The organism is Pseudaminobacter soli (ex Zhang et al. 2022) (assembly GCF_014595955.1).
Lineage (GTDB): Bacteria > Pseudomonadota > Alphaproteobacteria > Rhizobiales > Rhizobiaceae > Kumtagia > Kumtagia pseudosoli.
This window is the reverse complement of the sequence record NZ_JABVCF010000002.1, coordinates 451,321-467,044: the sequence shown is the minus strand read 5'-3', so window position 1 is coordinate 467,044 and position 15,724 is coordinate 451,321. Positions and strand designations below refer to the sequence as shown.

Genomic DNA, 15,724 nt, shown 5'->3' with positions numbered 1-15,724 from the left:
ATGGCATTGTTGGACAAGCACGCCCTCCTCGAGCGCAACGCAACGCTTCTGCTTGCGGGCTCGCTCCTGGTGGTCACGATCGGCGGCATTGTCGAGATTGCGCCGCTCTTCTATCTCGACAACACCATTGAGAAGGTCGAGGGAATGCGGCCCTATTCGCCGCTGGAACTGGCCGGCCGCGACGTCTACATCCGCGAGGGCTGTTACGTCTGTCACAGCCAGATGATCCGGCCCTTCCGCGACGAGGTCGAGCGATACGGCCACTACAGCCTGGCAGCGGAGTCGATGTACGACCATCCCTTCCAATGGGGCTCGAAGCGGACGGGGCCTGACCTCGCCCGCGTCGGGGGCCGCTACTCGAACGAATGGCACGTTCAGCATCTCACCGACCCGCGCTCGGTCGTGCCGGAATCCGTCATGCCGAGCTACGCGTTTCTCAAGGACAAGCCGCTCGATGTGAAAGGTTTTTCCACGCACCTCGTCGCAAACACCAAGGTCGGTGTGCCCTATTCCGACGAGATGATCGCCAACGCCGAAGCCGATATGATCGCTCAGGCCGACCCCAATGCGGACACGTCCGGCGTGGAGGCCCGCTATCCGAAGGCCAGGCTCGGCGATTTCGACGGAAATCCGCAGGCGCTCACCGAGATGGATGCGTTGGTGGCCTACATGCAGATGCTCGGTACGCTGGTCGATTTCTCAACCTATGACGAACCCGCCGGCCGTCGCTGAGGAGCGCTGTCATGGAACTCTACACTGCGCTCAGACACTTCGCCGATAGCTGGGGGCTTCTCGGAATGACGCTCTTCTTCATCGGTGCCGTGATCTTCGCCTTCCGGCCGGGAAGCCGGAAGCTTGCGGACGAAGCCGCCCGCATCCCCCTCAAGGACGACTGAACAATGAGCGAAAAGCAGATCGACGAGGTGTCCGGCGTTTCGACGACCGGACACGAGTGGGACGGCATCAAGGAACTCGACAATCCGATGCCGCGCTGGTGGCTGTGGACCTTCTATGCCACGGTCGTCTGGGCTCTGGCTTACGCCATCGCCTTCCCGGCCTGGCCCCTGATCAACTCGGCAACCACCGGCCTGCTCGGCTATTCCAGCCGCGCCGACGTCAAGAATGAACTGGCAGCGGTGGAGGCGGCCAAAGCCGATTACGTCGCCGAGATCGCTGCCAAGAGTGTCGAGGAGATTCTCGCCGACGAGAACCTGAGGACGTTCGCGACCGCAGCTGGCTCCGCGACCTTCAAGGTGAATTGCGTACAGTGCCACGGCTCGGGCGCGGAAGGCGGTCCCGGATACCCCAACCTCAACGACGACGAGTGGCTGTGGGGCGGCGACATCGAGTCCATCCGGCAGAGCATCGCCCATGGCATCCGATACTCTGAGGACGCCGACACGCGCGTCTCCGAAATGCCGGCGTTCCGCGACGTCCTGCAGCCCGGCGAGATCCAGCAGGTCGCAGCCTTTGCCGCCTCGCTTTCGGGCATGAACGCGGATGCGGAGATGGCTGCCGCCGGCAAGCCGCTGTTTGAGCAGAACTGCGCCGCCTGCCACGGCGAGAGCGGCAATGGCAACCGCGAGATGGGCGCTCCGGACCTGACCGACGCTATCTGGCTCTATGGGTCATCGCAGGCCGAGATCGCCGCGCAGATCCGCTCGCCGAAACACGGGGTGATGCCCGCCTGGGGCGGCCGGCTCGGCGATGTCGCGGTCAAGGAACTCTCCGTGTTCGTGCATTCGCTGGGCGGGGGCGAATAGGGCTGAACGCTCCGACGTCGCTGCCGGCCATGAATGCTGTTGTGTCCGTGGCGAGCCCATCCCCAACCGATCCGATGAGTATGAAGGCCCGGGACACGCGCCCGGGCTTCTCATTTGTCGCACCCCCTGCTTGACCTGGATCAACAACCTAGGAGGCGAGAGGTACGAGAACCACGTTGATCGAGCGGGAAAGCCCGAGCCAACTGCAGGAAGTCGATCCCGGAGTGGGAAATGTTGATGAGAACCGAAGTTGAGCGTCTCGACGCCGAGGCGGTCAATTCCGCGCGAAAGCGCGGCCCGCTCTACGCCGCTCGCACGAAGATTTTTCCGAAAAGGGCCGAAGGGAGCTTCCGGCGCTTCAAGTGGCTGGTCATGCTGGTCACCCTCGGCATCTACTATCTCACGCCCTGGATCCGCTGGGACCGCGGCCCGTTCGCGCCGGACCAGGCGGTCCTGGTCGATCTGGCCCAGCGGCGCTTCTACTTCTTCTTCATCGAGATCTGGCCGCAGGAGTTCTATCTCGTCGCCGGACTGCTGATCATGGCGGGGCTAGGTCTTTTCCTGGTCACGTCGACCGTGGGGCGCGCCTGGTGCGGATACGCCTGCCCACAGACGGTGTGGGTGGACCTATTCCTGGCAGTCGAGGGCCTGATCGAGGGCGACCGCAACGCCCGCATCAAGCTCGACCAGGCGCCCTGGAGCGCGCGCAAGCTTGCCCTGCGGAGCGCCAAGCACGCGACCTTCCTGATGATCGCGGTGGCCACCGGTGGCGCGTGGATTTTCTATTTTGCCGACGCCCCGAGCCTGCTGATGGATTTCGTCACCGGACAGGCCGCCCCCGTCGCCTACTTCACGGTCGCTATTCTGACCGCCACGACCTACGTCCTCGGTGGCCTCCTGCGCGAGCAGGTGTGCACCTACATGTGCCCGTGGCCGCGCATCCAGGCGGCGATGCTCGACGAGCATTCGCTTACCGTGACCTACAATGACTGGCGCGGCGAGCCGCGGTCCCGCCATGCGAAAAAGGCCGCAGCAGCCGGCCAGGTCGTGGGCGACTGCGTCGACTGCAACGCCTGCGTGGCCGTTTGCCCCATGGGTATCGACATCCGCGATGGCCAGCAGATGGAGTGCATCACCTGTGCGCTCTGCATCGACGCCTGCGACAACGTGATGGACCGGCTGGGTAAGGAACGGGGACTGATCTCTTACGCGACCCTTGCCGACTACAATTCCAACATGGCGATCGCCACGGCCGGCGGCACGTCGGCGATCGACCCGACGCGTGTCCGCGGCAAGGACGGCAAGTTGTCCGAAAGAATGGCGCAGTTCCGGCTCGGCAAGATCCTGCGGCCCCGCACCTTCGTGTATTGCGGTGCATGGTCGCTGGTCGGCCTCGCGCTGGTCTATGGCCTGCTGACGCGCGACCGGCTCGAGATCAACGTCCTGCAGGACCGCAACCCGCAGCACGTCGTCCTCTCCGACGGCGCGATCCGCAACGGCTACACCGTCAAGCTGCTCAACAAGATCCCCGAGCCCCGCACGATCGTGGTCACGCTGGAGGGACTGGACGGCGCGGAGATGTTCGTCGTCGGCCTGGAGCAGGCAGACCGGTCCTTTCCGGTGACAGTGGAGCCCGACCGACTGAAGACGCTGAAAGTCTATGTCCGCCAGCCACGCGAACATGTCGAAGACATCGCACAATCCTTCCGTTTCGTCGTCGAGGACAAGGCGAGCCACGACACCGCCCATTACGATGCGACCTTCACGGCACCGGAGCATCCGAAATGAGAGAAGCACACATCCGGAAGCGGGGATTCACGGGCGTCCACATGCTCGTGATCATGCTGGCCTTCTTCAGCGTCATCATTGCCGTCAACGCCACAATGGCGGTTTTCGCCAATTCGAGTTGGAGCGGCTTCGTGGTGCGCAACTCCTATGTCGCCAGCCAGGAGTTCAACGAGAAATCGGCACAGTGGCGCGCCCAGGCTGAGTTAGGCTGGGGTTCCAAGCTCGCACTCTCCGACGGCCGGATAAGCTATCAGCTGTTCGATCGCGACGACCTGCCCGTCGCCGCCGTGAAGGGCACGGTCAGCATCAGACGCCCGATCGGCGACTCCGAGGATCGTACACTGCTCCTCAAGCCCGTCGCCGGGGGCGAACTCGAGGCCGATACCGCGCTGCGCGACGGCGCGTGGATTGCCGAGTTCGAGATCGATGCCGGTCTCGACCATCCCTACCGGGAGATCCGCCGTCTGACCGTCCAGGATGGAGAACTGAGATGACCTGCTGCGCACCCGGTGCGGAAGCCGCCGCGGATCTCCTGACGACGACGCTCTCCCCCGACGAACTTCGGCTTGCCAGCCGACAGTTGGGCGACGGCACCTCGCAGGTGGAGCTCTCGGTTCCGGCCGTTCACTGCGCCGCCTGCATCGCCACCATCGAGGGCAGCCTCGCACGTTTGCCTGAGGTGACCGGAGCCCGGGTCAACCTGTCGACCAGGCGAGTGACCGTGAAGTGGCGCGGCGACAAGCTTCCGCCAATTGTCGAGACGCTGAGCCGGATCGGCTACCCGCCGCATCTTTTCCAGGACGGCGAGGTGGGAAAGGACCGCACTTTCGCCGAGCTGATCCGCGCCGTCGCCATCGCGGGCTTCGCATCCGGCAACATCATGCTCCTCTCGGTCGCGGTGTGGTCCGGCGCAGACGGTGCCACGCGCGATCTCTTCCACCTGATCTCGGCCCTGATCGCCCTGCCGACCCTCGCCTTCTCCGGCGCGATCTTCTACCGCTCCGCCTGGAGCGCGCTGCGCCACGGCCGCATGAACATGGACGTGCCGATCGCGGTCGGTATCACGCTGGCCTATGCGATGAGCCTCTATGAGACGCTGACGCACGGGCCCCATGCCTATTTCGATGGCGTCGTGTCCCTGCTCTTCTTCCTGCTGATCGGCCGAACGCTCGACCATATGATGCGCGACCGGGCGCGCGCCGCCGTCATCGGCCTGGCGCGGCTGGCACCCCGCGGCGCCCTGGTCATCGACGAAGCGGGCCGGCGGGACTATCGCGACCTGGCCGAGATCGCCGCCGGCGACCGCCTGCTGATCACCGCAGGCGAGCGCATCCCGGTCGACGGACGGGTAGAGGACGGCGCGTCCGACATCGATGCCTCTCTGGTGACCGGCGAAAGTCGCCCGCAGGCCGTCGCCGGCGGCGGCATGGTACGCGCAGGGACGCTCAATCTCACCGGCCCGCTGACCGTGGTTGCCACCGCCCCGGCTTCGGACTCCTTCCTTGCCGAGATGATGCGCATGATGGAGGCTGCCGAGGGCGGGCGCACGCGCTACCGGCGCATCGCCGATCGCGTGTCGGCGCTCTATGCGCCGGTGGTGCACCTCACCGCCTTCATCACTTTCCTCGGCTGGCTTGCCATTAACGGCGACTGGCATCAGGCGATGACGATCGCCATCGCGGTGCTGATCATCACCTGCCCGTGCGCGCTCGGGCTAGCGGTGCCGATCGTCCAGGTGGTGGCCGGCCGGCGGCTGTTCGAGCACGGCGTCATGGTGAAGGACGGCTCGGCCATGGAGCGGCTGGCGGAAGCCGATACGACCGTCTTCGACAAGACCGGTACCCTAACGCTCGGCCGGCCGCGGCTAGTCAATGCCGATGACATCGCAACGGAACTTATGCCGATCGCGGCGGAACTCGCAGCCCATTCCCGCCATCCGCTTTCGCAGGCGATCGCGCGGGAGGCTACGTCCAACGGCGCAGCCCCCGTCTTTGCGGATCTGATCGAAAAACCCGGTTTCGGCATCGAAGGCCGCACGCAAGGCTCGACGTGGCGCCTTGGTCGGGCATCCTGGGCGAGCGAAGGGCAAGCCGCCGACGAGTCTGGTACAGTGCTCGCGCGGGACGGCAGGATCGTCGCTAACTTCCGATTCGACGATGTGCTGCGCCAGGGTGCCGCGAAAACGATAGCCCGCCTAAAGCAGGAAGGCCGCTTGGTGGAGATGCTGTCGGGAGATGCCGAGCCGGCCTGCCGGGCAACCGCAGAGAAGCTTGCGATCGAAAACTATGCGGCCGGCCTGCTGCCGGCAGGCAAGGTCGAGCGGCTTGAGGAACTCGCACGAGAAGGCCGCAAGGTCCTGTTCGTCGGTGACGGCCTGAACGATGCTCCGGCACTGGGGGCCGCACACGTTTCGATCGCTCCGGCGACCGCGGCGGATGTCGGCCGCAATGCCGCAGACTTCGTCTTCCTGCGCGAGAGCCTGGAGGCCGTGCCGCTCGCCATCGAGGTGTCGCGCCGCGCCGGCCGTCTGATCCGGCAGAACATCGCGCTGGCGCTCGTCTATAACGCAATCGCAGTGCCGATCGCGATCCTCGGCTATGTCACGCCGCTCATCGCGGCAATCGCCATGTCCGGCTCGTCGATCCTGGTGATCGCCAACGCGCTCCGCCTGCTCGCCGGCAGCCGCGCTCCCGCTACCTCCGTCGAGGCCGAGAAGCGGCCGAGTTCCCTCGAACCGGCAGCCGCATCATGACCACGCTTACCTACCTGATCCCGGTTGCGCTTTTCCTCGGCGGCATGGGTCTAGTCGCCTTCATCTGGGCGCTGCGCAGCGGACAGTACGAGGACCTCGACGGCGCCGCCGAACGCATTCTGATCGAGGACGACGTCGCACCTCGGCGCTAGCCAGCGCCACCGAGAATCCGATCCCTGCGTAAGCAAAGGGAATTTCAGTCGCGGCTCCCCGACGCATCGCCCTCGGGTTCCTGCCATGCGCGTCGGACAGCGGTCTGACTGCATTGCCGGCAGACCATAACGCCTTTTCGTACTGGTTCGCTCTGTGTCGCCTGCTCATTTTCTTAAGCAGGTTTCCGCGGTCGCTGATGCGAAACAGTTACACAAACACTTTCCTGCGCGGCATCGTCCCGTTTCATTCGACATCCCAAGGTCCGCTCGGCCAAGCGCCAGAGACGCACGGTTTTCGTGCTCATCGAAACTTCGATTCCTCAACTCAGGAACTTTGATTCAATGGCAACTATCAATGGGAAGGACGATCCGACGATCGCCGAGACGATCACCGGTACCACCGGCTCGGATTACATCTATGCCTATGCCGGCAATGACACCGTCAACGCAGGCTACGGCAATGATACTGTCTTCGGCGGAGACGGAAACGACATCATCAACGGCGGGTATGGTCGGGACTGGCTCTACGGGGACGCCGGTGCCGACAAGCTTTACGGCGGCGAAAACGACGACTTCCTCTTCGGGGGAGACGGCAACGACACGCTTTCGGGCGGCAGCGGCAGCGACACTCTCTACGGTGGGGCCGGCGCCGACAAGCTTTACGGTGACGCCGGAGACGACAGGCTTGATGTCGGCTCATGGAGCGAAATGAACGGCGACACGGTCGATGGCGGCAGCGGCATCGATACGCTGGTGGCGGACTACTCCGCCAAGACCGGCTCTGGCATCACCTTCACGGCCGCTGATCCCCTGATCCAGTTGACCGCACCGGGCGGCTTCACGGTCAAGAACGTCGAGATCTACAACATCACCGGCACGTCATATGCTGACAAGCTCACCGGCTACATGCTGGGCGATATGCTTATGGGCGGTGGCGGAGCCGATACGATCAAGGGTCTCGGCGGTCATGACATCCTTTACGGCGGGAGCGGCGCCGACAAGGTCTATGGTGGTAATGGTAACGACACCCTCTATGGCGAGGGGGGTTGGTCCGATGTCGCCGGCGGCGACACGCTCGATGGTGGCGAGGGCCACGACTACATCTCGGGCGGCGGCGGCGCTGACATCATCACCGGCGGCAACGGTCGCGATACGCTGTACGGCGATGAGGGCAACGACAACGTGCAGGGCGGCGACGGCGACGACGGTGCCTATGGCGGCGACGGCGCAGACACGGTCACCGGCGGCAACGGCAACGACTACGTTTACTCGGAGAGTTCGACGGCCGACAACGACAGCACCAACTACGACGTCGTCGACGGCGGCGCCGGCAATGACGTTGTGGGGATCGGCGTCGGAGACAAGGGCGTCGGCGGCACCGGCACCGACCGGATCGTCCTGATGTTCGACGACCTCAACTCGAAGGACGCCAAGTACGCCACCGTCGTGAACTACAATCTGGCCGTCAGCGGACAGACGCTCACCAATGTCGGCAACGGCACTACCATTGTCGGCTTCGAGAGCATCGAGTTCCACGGCGGCGCAGGCGGGGACACGGTCACCGGCGCCGGCCTCGATGACTATCTCTATGGTGGCCGCGGCAACGACAAGCTGAACGGCGGCGCCGGCAACGATTGGCTGCAGGGCGATGCAGGTACCGACGTCCTCAACGGCGGCGCCGGCAATGACACCCTCCACGATGGAGACGATTACAACAAGCCGTACAACGATACGCTCAATGGCGGCGACGGCAATGACATCTTCTGGGATGGCGTCGGCAACGACAAGCTGAACGGCGATGCCGGCAACGATACGTTCCACCTTTACGACGACACCCATAATCCGGTTGCAGGCGATTACGACCTGATCGCCTGGGGCGCCGATACCGTAAACGGTGGGGCGGGAACGGACTTCGTCAGCTATTGGCACAGTGGGGAGTCCGTCTATGTGGACCTCACGAACCAGGAAAAGAACGCCGGAGCGGCGACCAAGGACACCTTCACGAGCATCGAGAAATTCGAGGGGACGTCTTACGATGACGTGTTCCTCGGAAGCGCGGCGAACGACTGGTTCGATGGTGGCAGTTCCGACGACGTCCTCAACGCGCGTGGCGGCAACGACACCCTGATCGGCGGCGCCGGCTCCGATACGCTCACCGGCGGCACCGGAGCCGATCGGTTCCACCTCGACAACTTGTGGTACGGAGCAAACAGTTGGCCGGCGGACGTCATCACCGATTTCAAGCGGGCCGAAGGCGACAAGCTGGTGGTTTCGCGATCCGACTTCGGCATGGATGCCAGCAGCGCGATGAAACTGGTGCTTCAGACCACTCCGGGTGTTCCGGCCGGTACCAACGGGCCGATCTTCATGTTCGAGACCGACACCAGCCGCCTGTGGTTCGATCAGGACGGAACGGGCACGGAGTACGATCTTGCGCTGATCGGTACGCTCAATGGTGTCACCACGCTTTCGACGAGCGACTTCGTCCTGATCGCCTGAGGACTGTTTCGTCAGTCGATCGATCGAAAAGTCTGTAGCTAAGACGTCCGGGCTGAAGCGCCGTCAGGCTTCAGCCCGGGCTTCACTTGTTTCGATAGAGAAACTCCCCCGGCAGGCATTCTGCTTCAGTCGGCTCGGATGCCCCACCGGCTGGCTGCCTCCAAGAAGGCTGTCAGCTCTTCCGCCCCGGTTCGTGATAGCGCGTATCGTAGGTCTCGTACCCGCAGTGAGGACACTTCGGGATCTTGTGCCCCTTAGCGACGTGCGTCTGCTGGTGGCACTTTTGGCAGCGGAAGTCGCCGGTCTCTTGCGCTATTTCTCCGGCATGCGCAGCCATCATCCTGCCTTCCGGATTCAGCTTCGCGGCAAAACCGAAAAGCCTGCCAGATGTTCCTGGGTCCAACGGAAGGCGCGCTAGAGCCTAGGCTCATCCCCGCGCGAGCGATCTCGCCGCCGCGATTTCCCGGGGGCACGCCGAACGTCCTCTGGGTGTCTAGGGCGTATCGCTCAGATCGCTGTCCTGCTTGGCCAGATCGTCTGCGTAGGCGCGGTTCGCTTCGAGCCGCTCGCGCGCCATTGCGTCGACGGCAGCGCGCAGTTGCGGATGGCGGGCCATGAACTGGTTGAAGTCGCGCCGTTCCAGGACCAGGAACTCGCAAAAATCCACGGCGATGACGTCAGCGATACGCCGTGAGCCGCTCAGCAGCGCCATTTCCCCAAAGAAGGACCCCGGCTCCAGCCGTATGCTGCGCCCGCCCACCTCCACCTCGACCGCGCCGGAAGAGATAAAATACATGCCGTCGGCGCGGTCGCCGGTGCGGATGACCCGCTCGCCGGGCGAGGCGGTCTTCGGGCGAAAGAGCAGCAGCAGTTCTTCCCGATCCTCCGCATCGATCAGCGACAAGAGCGGGAACGTCTCGATGAGCGATTCGATCTTCACCCGCCGCGCCTTCTCGCGCTCCTCCTGGATTGCGCGAATGCGATCGAGTTCCCGGGTCAGCGCATCGTACTGGACGCGTCCATAGCCTGCCATCAGGGCCGGCCAGCGGTTTCTCGCCCACGCCTTCGCCTCCCCCGCCGCGGTCATGATAAGTGGATTGAAGGTGATCGACAGAAGCGCGCCGGCAAGGACCAGATCCTGCCCTTCTTGCGAGACCAGTCCATAGGCAACGCCAAGTCCGATGAGAATGAAGGAGAACTCGCCGACCTGGGCGAGGCTGGCCGACACGGTGAGGCCGAGGCTGATCGGGTAGCGCAGGGCAAGGACGATGGCGAAGGCGATCACCGCCTTGCCCACCATGATGATCGCCAGGACCAACAGCACCTCGAGCGGCTGCTCCATCAGCACCGACGGATTGAAAAGCATGCCGACGGACACAAAGAACAGGACCGAGAAGGCGTCCTGCAACGGCAGCGACTCAGCGGCCGCCTTGTGGCTGAGATTGGATTCGCCCAGTACCAGGCCGGCGAAAAAGGCCCCCAGCGCAAAGGAGACGCCGAACACCTGCGCAGAGCCGTAGGCGATGCCGATCGCCACCGCGAGCACGGTGAGGGTGAAGAGCTCTCGCGAGCCCGTGCGCGCCACCTGCGTGAGAAGCCAGGGCACGACCTTCGGCCCGAACATGATCGCCAGCGCGGCGAAAACCCCTACCTTGGCCAGGGTGATCGCCAGGGTCAGCAGAAGCGGCTGGCCGCCTGCATCCGCCGCATGCCCGGCCGCCCCATGAGCCGCCCCGTTCCCCAGCATCTCGGCGACCGCGGGCAGCAGCACCAGCGCCAGCACCATCGCCAGGTCCTCGACAATGAGCCAGCCGACGGCCACCCGCCCGTTCGGCGTGTTCAGCATGTTGCGCTCTTCGAGCGCCTTCAGCAGCACCACGGTGCTCGCAACCGAGAGGCTGAGCCCGAAGACGAGCCCGGCACCCAGGCTCCAGCCCCACAAGGAAGCGATTCCCATCCCGAGGAGCGTGGCGAGGACGATCTGACCGATCGCGCCCGGCACCGCAATGCCGCGCACCGCCAACAGATCGGAGGCTGAGAAATGCAGCCCTACACCGAACATCAGCAGGATCACGCCCATCTCGGCGAGTTGCGAAGCAAGATCGCCGTCAGCGACAAGGCCGGTGGCGAATGATCCGATCGCGACACCCGCCACGAGATAGCCGACGAGCGGGGGCAGGCGCAGCCGATCCGCCAGATATCCGAATATGGATGCAAGCACGAAGCAAATGGCTATCGTGGCAATCAGCGTTACGTTGTGATGCATCCAGCCCCCGCGCCGGTATTCCGCTGCGTCATTTCGAGGCTCGTCCATTGCCGGGAAACTGGTTTGTTCGCAAGCGCACATTTGCACCGCGTATTGACTTTGCCGTGCTGCCGGACGACTTCCTTCGCGAACGGAGGTTCTCTGCATGTCCGAAGCCCGACGATCGACGATCGATCCGGGAGAAGTCGAACGCTTCTCCGCCCTCGCCGCCGAGTGGTGGAACCCGAACGGAAAGTTCCGGCCGCTCCACAAATTCAATCCGGTGCGGCTTTCCTACCTCCGCGATCACATCGCCGCGCGTTTCGGCCGCGACCCGCTGGTCCCACGGCCGTTCGAAGGGCTGCGCATACTCGACATTGGCTGCGGCGGCGGATTGCTTTGCGAGCCGATGGCGCGGCTGGGCGCGGAGGTGGTCGGCGCTGATGCATCCGCGACCAACATCGAGGTCGCGCGGCTGCATGCGGCCGAATCGGGCGTGAACGTCGACTACCGCGCGACGACCGCGGAGGATCTTGCGGATGCCGGCGAGGCCTTCGACATCATCCTCAACATGGAGGTCGTCGAGCACGTGTCCGACGTCAACCTTTACATCTCCCGCTGCGCGGAGATGGTGAAGCCGGGCGGGTTGATGTTCGTCGCCACCATAAATCGCACGCTCAAGGCGCTCGGCCTGGCGATCATCGGCGCGGAATATGTGCTGCGCTGGCTGCCGCGGGGTACGCATCAATACGGCCGGCTGGTGCGCCCGGACGAGTTGGAGAAGGCCCTCAACCAGGCCGGCATGTCGGTCTCCGACCGGACCGGCGTTGTCTACCACCCGCTCGCGGATCGCTGGGAGCGCTCCGCCGACATGGACGTGAACTACATGTTCCTGTCCGAGAAGACGTCGCTGATGTGAACTGAAGCGGCTTGTGAAGGGCGTGTCAGCCCTTCTTTTTCTGAGCCGCCGTCGTCATTGCCACGCCCACCGCGATGAGCAGGGCGCCCAGCCAGGTGAGCGGCAGGTAGCGCTCGCCGAGAAGCACGATGCCCGCGCCAAGCCCGATGGCCGCGCCCACATAGCCGATCTGGCTGAGATAGACCGGACCGCCCACCACCTGGAGGCGGAAGTAGAAGGCGAACATCGCCGAAGACGCGGCCACTTGCGCGGCGGGGAGCAGTGGCACCTCTGAAAGCGTCGCGAACGAGGACGGACCGGCCGAGAACAGCAGGCCGACAAGCAGCATGACCGCCGCTGCCAGATTGCAGCCGGCAGCGAGTTCGATCGGCCCGGCGTCGGCCGGCCAGTCGATCGTCCGATAGACGTTTCCCGCGGCAAGGCAGACCGGGATGAACAGGCCGGCGAGCACCCAGGCGATCTCCGCCGGCTGCCCCACTTCGCCGCGCGTCGCGGCGACCATCAACGCGCCGACGAACCCCACGGCGATCCCCACCACGCCAAGCGAGTTGGGGCGGCGCACGCCGAAAGCGATCGAGAACACCAGCGTGAACACTGGCGACAGCGTCACCATGATCGAGGTGTAGCCGGCGCCGAGATGGGGCACGGCCGCGAACATGAGGTAGTTCGGGTAGGCAAAGGAGATCGCTGCCGCGATCAGATAGTAGCGCAGTTTTCGCGGGCTGAGGGTCGGCCGCCCGCCGTTGATCAGCAGCACAGCGGATAGAACAACGCCGGAGCCGAACGCTATCACGAAGGCCCAAAGCAGTGCCGGCACGCCGGCCTGCATCGCCACTTTGCCGAACGGCAGCGCCATGCCGAAGAAGATGCCGGTGACCAGAAGGAGGCCGAAGGCTGAATTCCAGATCGACTTCATCGGTCTCCGGCTCGCATGCTCGGCGGCAAATGATCAGAATCGGCTGGCCGGGGCATGGTCCAGAGCGAACTTTCGGGCAACGCAGGCTGGCGGGGTGAAAACGCGTCATTCCGGCCAAGCGAGCGCAGCAAAGCGCGAGCCGGAATCCACTCCGTGACGTCTCCAGGGAGTCAAAGCGGAGCCAGAACCGCGGATTGTCGGAATGGAGCCCGGGTCTACGCAACCGCTTCGCGGCTGCTACGCCCGGGATGACGAATACACGTGATCCTTTGCCCAGAGATTAATTGTGCTCGTCGGGAAAAACCGGGATGGGCATGAATTCGACGCCGTCCTCGACGAGGCCGCGCGCCTCCTCCGGTGTGGCCTCGCCATAGATGCCACGGGCTTCCTTCTCGCCGAAATGGATCTTGCGCGCCTCTTCGGCGAACTTGTCGCCGACATAGTCGGCGTTCTCGCGCATCTTCTCCGTCAGCGTCTTGAGCTGCGCCATGGCCTGCCGCTGCGCCTCACCCAGGGCAAGCGCGATCTTCTCCTTCTTGCGGGTGGTCGAGACCGCTGGTGCCATCAGCGCCTTGTCGACCTTCGATGAGCCGCATTCCGGGCATTCGACGAAACCACGCTTGCGCTGGGTCTCATAGTCATCACTGCTGCGGAACCAGGCGTCGAACTCGTGCCCCTGCTCGCAGTTGAGAGAAAAGCGGATCAAGATGCAGCTCCACGCAGTGCCGCCTGCGGCACCGCCACTTCATTCAGCGCGAACTCGCGCGCGTTCTTGAGATTGGGAACCTTCTGCCGGGCCTGGGCGGAAAGCGCCGTGTCGATTTCGGCGATCACCACCCCGGGCTCGTCATGATCGGCTTCGGCCAGGACCCGTCCCCACGGATCGACAATCAGCGAGTGGCCATAGGTTTCGCGGCCGTCCTCGTGCTTTCCGCCCTGGGCAGCGGCGATGACGAAGGCGCCGTTCTCGATCGCACGCGCCCGCAGCAGAACGTGCCAGTGCGCCTCGCCGGTCTGGCGCGTGAACGCGGCCGGGACGGTGAGAACCTCGGCTCCGGCAAGTGCCTCGCTCCTGAAGAGCTGCGGGAAGCGCAGATCGTAGCAGACGGCAAAGCCCAGCCGGGCGAACGGCAGATCGGCGACCGTCGCAGCCGTACCGGGCTCGTAGGTTGCCGACTCGCGCCAGCTCTCGCCATTGTCGAGGTCCACGTCGAACATGTTGATCTTGTCGTAGGTCGCGATGCGCTCCCCGTCCGGCCCGAACAGGAAGGCACGGTTCGCCATTTTGCCGTCGGGACGAATGATCGCCGTCGAGCCGATGTGGAGATAAATGCCAAGCTCGGCGGAGAGGCGCGTGCCGGCGGCCACCACCGGGTCATTCTCCTCCGTGGTGAACGCCGCGGCTTGCTGTTCCTTGTCGCGGACCACGGCGCCGGTCATTTCCGGTGTCTGAACGTAGGCGGCGCCCTTGCCTGCAGCTTCCCGAACCAGTGCTTCCATGTCCGCCACATTGCGGCGCGGATCGATACCGGACCGCATCTGAACGGCAGCCGCCTTGAACACGCTCATCTTTCCCACCCTTTACTTCAGCTCACCCGAGGTGAGCAGCCCGTCCAGCTTGCCTTGCGCATCGAGTTCATAGAGGTCGTCGCAGCCGCCCACATGTAGGTCGCCCACGAAGATCTGCGGGAAGGTCGACCGGCCCTTCGCCCGCGCTATCATCTGCGAACGGAGCTCCGGCGAGAAGCTCGCATCGTGCTCCGTGAAGGCCACGCCCTTTTTCTCCAGCAGCCGTTTCGCCGCCGAGCAATAGCCGCAGGCCATGCGCGTATAGATGGTGACGTCGACCATGCCTTCTCCTTTGCCAAGCTATATAGTCGCTCACAGATCGGTCATAAAGTCCTCTGCCAGGACCCTCCCGAAGGTCAGCACGTCAACGGCTTGGGCCCCGCCCTTCTGCAGCGCACGCGTCACCGCCGCGACGGTTGCGCCGGTGGTGTAGACGTCATCCACGACCAGGATGCGGCAGCCTCTGACCTTTTCCCTCATCTCCTTCGGGACGACGAAGGCGGCGCGGACATTTTCCTCCCGCTCGCGCTGCCCGAGCCCGACCTGCTGCCTCGTCTTCTTAACGCGGATCATGCCGAGCGGTTCGAACGGAAGGCCCGTCAGGTCGGCAATGTGGCGCGCCAGTTCGGCCGATTGGTTGAACCGGCGCTGGAAGAAGCGGCGCCGGTGCAGCGGCACTGGAACGATCAGGTCCGTGTCGGGAAAGAGTTCGAAGCCGGCGCGGACCATCCATTTCGCCATCCACGGCGCCAGATCGGTCCGGTCCTGGTACTTCAGCCGCTGAACCATCTGCCGCGCCACCCCGGTGTAGGCCACCGCGGCGCGGGCGCGCTGGAAGGGAGGCGGGTTGGCGATCGCCTCTGCCGAAAGGAACCCCTCCCCCATATCGTGCTCGAACGGCGTGCCAAAAACGGCGCACCAGGGCGGCTCCAGCAGACGGAGCCTCGGCCAGCAATGGCCGCAGAGTGAGGTGGGCTGTTGAACCTGGCGGCCGCAGTCCGCACATAGGGGCGGAAAGAGGACGCGCGCCGGAGCGGCAAGCGCCGCAGCCCCGACAGCCTTGATGCGCTCGGCCCATTCGGCCATGACAACCTTCCCCCCACCGGGGAATAATAGCATAC

At 64.5% G+C, this 15,724-nt stretch carries 16 protein-coding genes; 9 read left to right on the top strand and 7 right to left on the bottom strand.

Annotated elements, in window-relative coordinates; genetic code table 11:
• The 8 genes from ccoO (at position 1) to HUI96_RS29820 (ending at position 8,954) form a co-directional block, all read left to right on the top strand.
• Complete coding sequence (ccoO, locus tag HUI96_RS05440; RefSeq protein WP_188253625.1) at positions 1-732, top strand: cytochrome-c oxidase, cbb3-type subunit II; 732 nt, start codon at positions 1-3, stop codon at positions 730-732.
• Positions 733-743: 11 nt separating this feature from the next.
• Entirely contained in the window at positions 744-896 is a 153-nt protein-coding gene (locus tag HUI96_RS05435) for a cbb3-type cytochrome c oxidase subunit 3 (protein ID WP_188253624.1), read from the top strand.
• 3 nt (positions 897-899) lie between these two features.
• Complete coding sequence (gene ccoP, locus HUI96_RS05430) at positions 900-1,763, top strand: cytochrome-c oxidase, cbb3-type subunit III (RefSeq protein ID WP_188253623.1); 864 nt, start codon at positions 900-902, stop codon at positions 1,761-1,763.
• A 231-nt stretch (positions 1,764-1,994) separates the two neighbouring features.
• Complete coding sequence (gene ccoG / locus HUI96_RS05425; RefSeq protein WP_188253622.1) at positions 1,995-3,551, top strand: cytochrome c oxidase accessory protein CcoG; 1,557 nt, start codon at positions 1,995-1,997, stop codon at positions 3,549-3,551.
• Entirely contained in the window at positions 3,548-4,045 is a 498-nt protein-coding gene (locus HUI96_RS05420; protein ID WP_188253621.1) for a FixH family protein, read from the top strand. Before ccoG ends, HUI96_RS05420 begins: the two co-directional genes overlap by 4 nt.
• A complete protein-coding gene (locus tag HUI96_RS05415; RefSeq protein ID WP_188253620.1) occupies positions 4,042-6,303 on the top strand; it encodes a cation-translocating P-type ATPase in 2,262 nt (753 codons plus the stop codon). The genes HUI96_RS05420 and HUI96_RS05415 overlap by 4 nt, the downstream gene beginning before the upstream one ends.
• On the top strand, positions 6,300-6,455 hold the full coding sequence (gene ccoS, locus HUI96_RS05410) for a cbb3-type cytochrome oxidase assembly protein CcoS (RefSeq protein ID WP_188253619.1): 156 nt from the start codon (positions 6,300-6,302) through the stop codon (positions 6,453-6,455). Before HUI96_RS05415 ends, ccoS begins: the two co-directional genes overlap by 4 nt.
• Before the next feature lie 342 nt (positions 6,456-6,797).
• Positions 6,798-8,954 carry a calcium-binding protein gene (locus HUI96_RS29820; protein ID WP_188253618.1) on the top strand — a complete coding sequence of 719 codons (2,157 nt, stop codon included), beginning with the start codon at positions 6,798-6,800 and terminating at the stop codon, positions 8,952-8,954.
• 172 nt (positions 8,955-9,126) lie between these two features.
• Here the strand turns inward: HUI96_RS29820 and HUI96_RS30230 are convergent, their stop codons facing one another.
• Both HUI96_RS30230 and HUI96_RS05395 read right to left on the bottom strand, forming a co-directional pair.
• On the bottom strand, positions 9,127-9,291 hold the full coding sequence (locus tag HUI96_RS30230; RefSeq protein WP_188253713.1) for a zinc ribbon-containing protein: 165 nt from the start codon (positions 9,289-9,291) through the stop codon (positions 9,127-9,129).
• A gap of 156 nt (positions 9,292-9,447) precedes the next feature.
• Positions 9,448-11,220, bottom strand: a complete 1,773-nt coding sequence (locus HUI96_RS05395; RefSeq protein WP_188253617.1) for a cation:proton antiporter — start codon at positions 11,218-11,220, stop codon at positions 9,448-9,450.
• Positions 11,221-11,365: 145 nt separating this feature from the next.
• Here HUI96_RS05395 and ubiG point away from each other — a divergent pair, with 145 nt between their 5' ends.
• The gene (ubiG, locus tag HUI96_RS05390) at positions 11,366-12,118 is read left to right on the top strand and encodes a bifunctional 2-polyprenyl-6-hydroxyphenol methylase/3-demethylubiquinol 3-O-methyltransferase UbiG (RefSeq protein ID WP_188253616.1); all 753 of its coding nucleotides are present in this window, start codon (positions 11,366-11,368) and stop codon (positions 12,116-12,118) included.
• A gap of 25 nt (positions 12,119-12,143) precedes the next feature.
• On the opposite strand, the gene HUI96_RS05385 is transcribed toward ubiG, so the two are convergent.
• The 5 genes from HUI96_RS05385 to HUI96_RS05365 form a co-directional block, all read right to left on the bottom strand.
• On the bottom strand, positions 12,144-13,034 hold the full coding sequence (locus HUI96_RS05385; protein WP_188253615.1) for a DMT family transporter: 891 nt from the start codon (positions 13,032-13,034) through the stop codon (positions 12,144-12,146).
• Between the two features lie 280 nt (positions 13,035-13,314).
• Positions 13,315-13,740, bottom strand: a complete 426-nt coding sequence (locus tag HUI96_RS05380; RefSeq protein ID WP_188253614.1) for a DUF1178 family protein — start codon at positions 13,738-13,740, stop codon at positions 13,315-13,317.
• Positions 13,737-14,603: a carbon-nitrogen hydrolase family protein gene (locus HUI96_RS05375; RefSeq protein ID WP_188253613.1), complete on the bottom strand. Its 867-nt coding sequence runs from the start codon at positions 14,601-14,603 to the stop codon at positions 13,737-13,739. The genes HUI96_RS05380 and HUI96_RS05375 overlap by 4 nt, the downstream gene beginning before the upstream one ends.
• Before the next feature lie 12 nt (positions 14,604-14,615).
• On the bottom strand, positions 14,616-14,885 hold the full coding sequence (grxC, locus tag HUI96_RS05370; protein WP_188253612.1) for a glutaredoxin 3: 270 nt from the start codon (positions 14,883-14,885) through the stop codon (positions 14,616-14,618).
• Positions 14,886-14,915: 30 nt separating this feature from the next.
• Positions 14,916-15,689, bottom strand: coding sequence for a ComF family protein (locus tag HUI96_RS05365; RefSeq protein WP_188253611.1), 774 nt, complete (start codon positions 15,687-15,689; stop codon positions 14,916-14,918).
• Positions 15,690-15,724 lie beyond the last annotated feature (35 nt).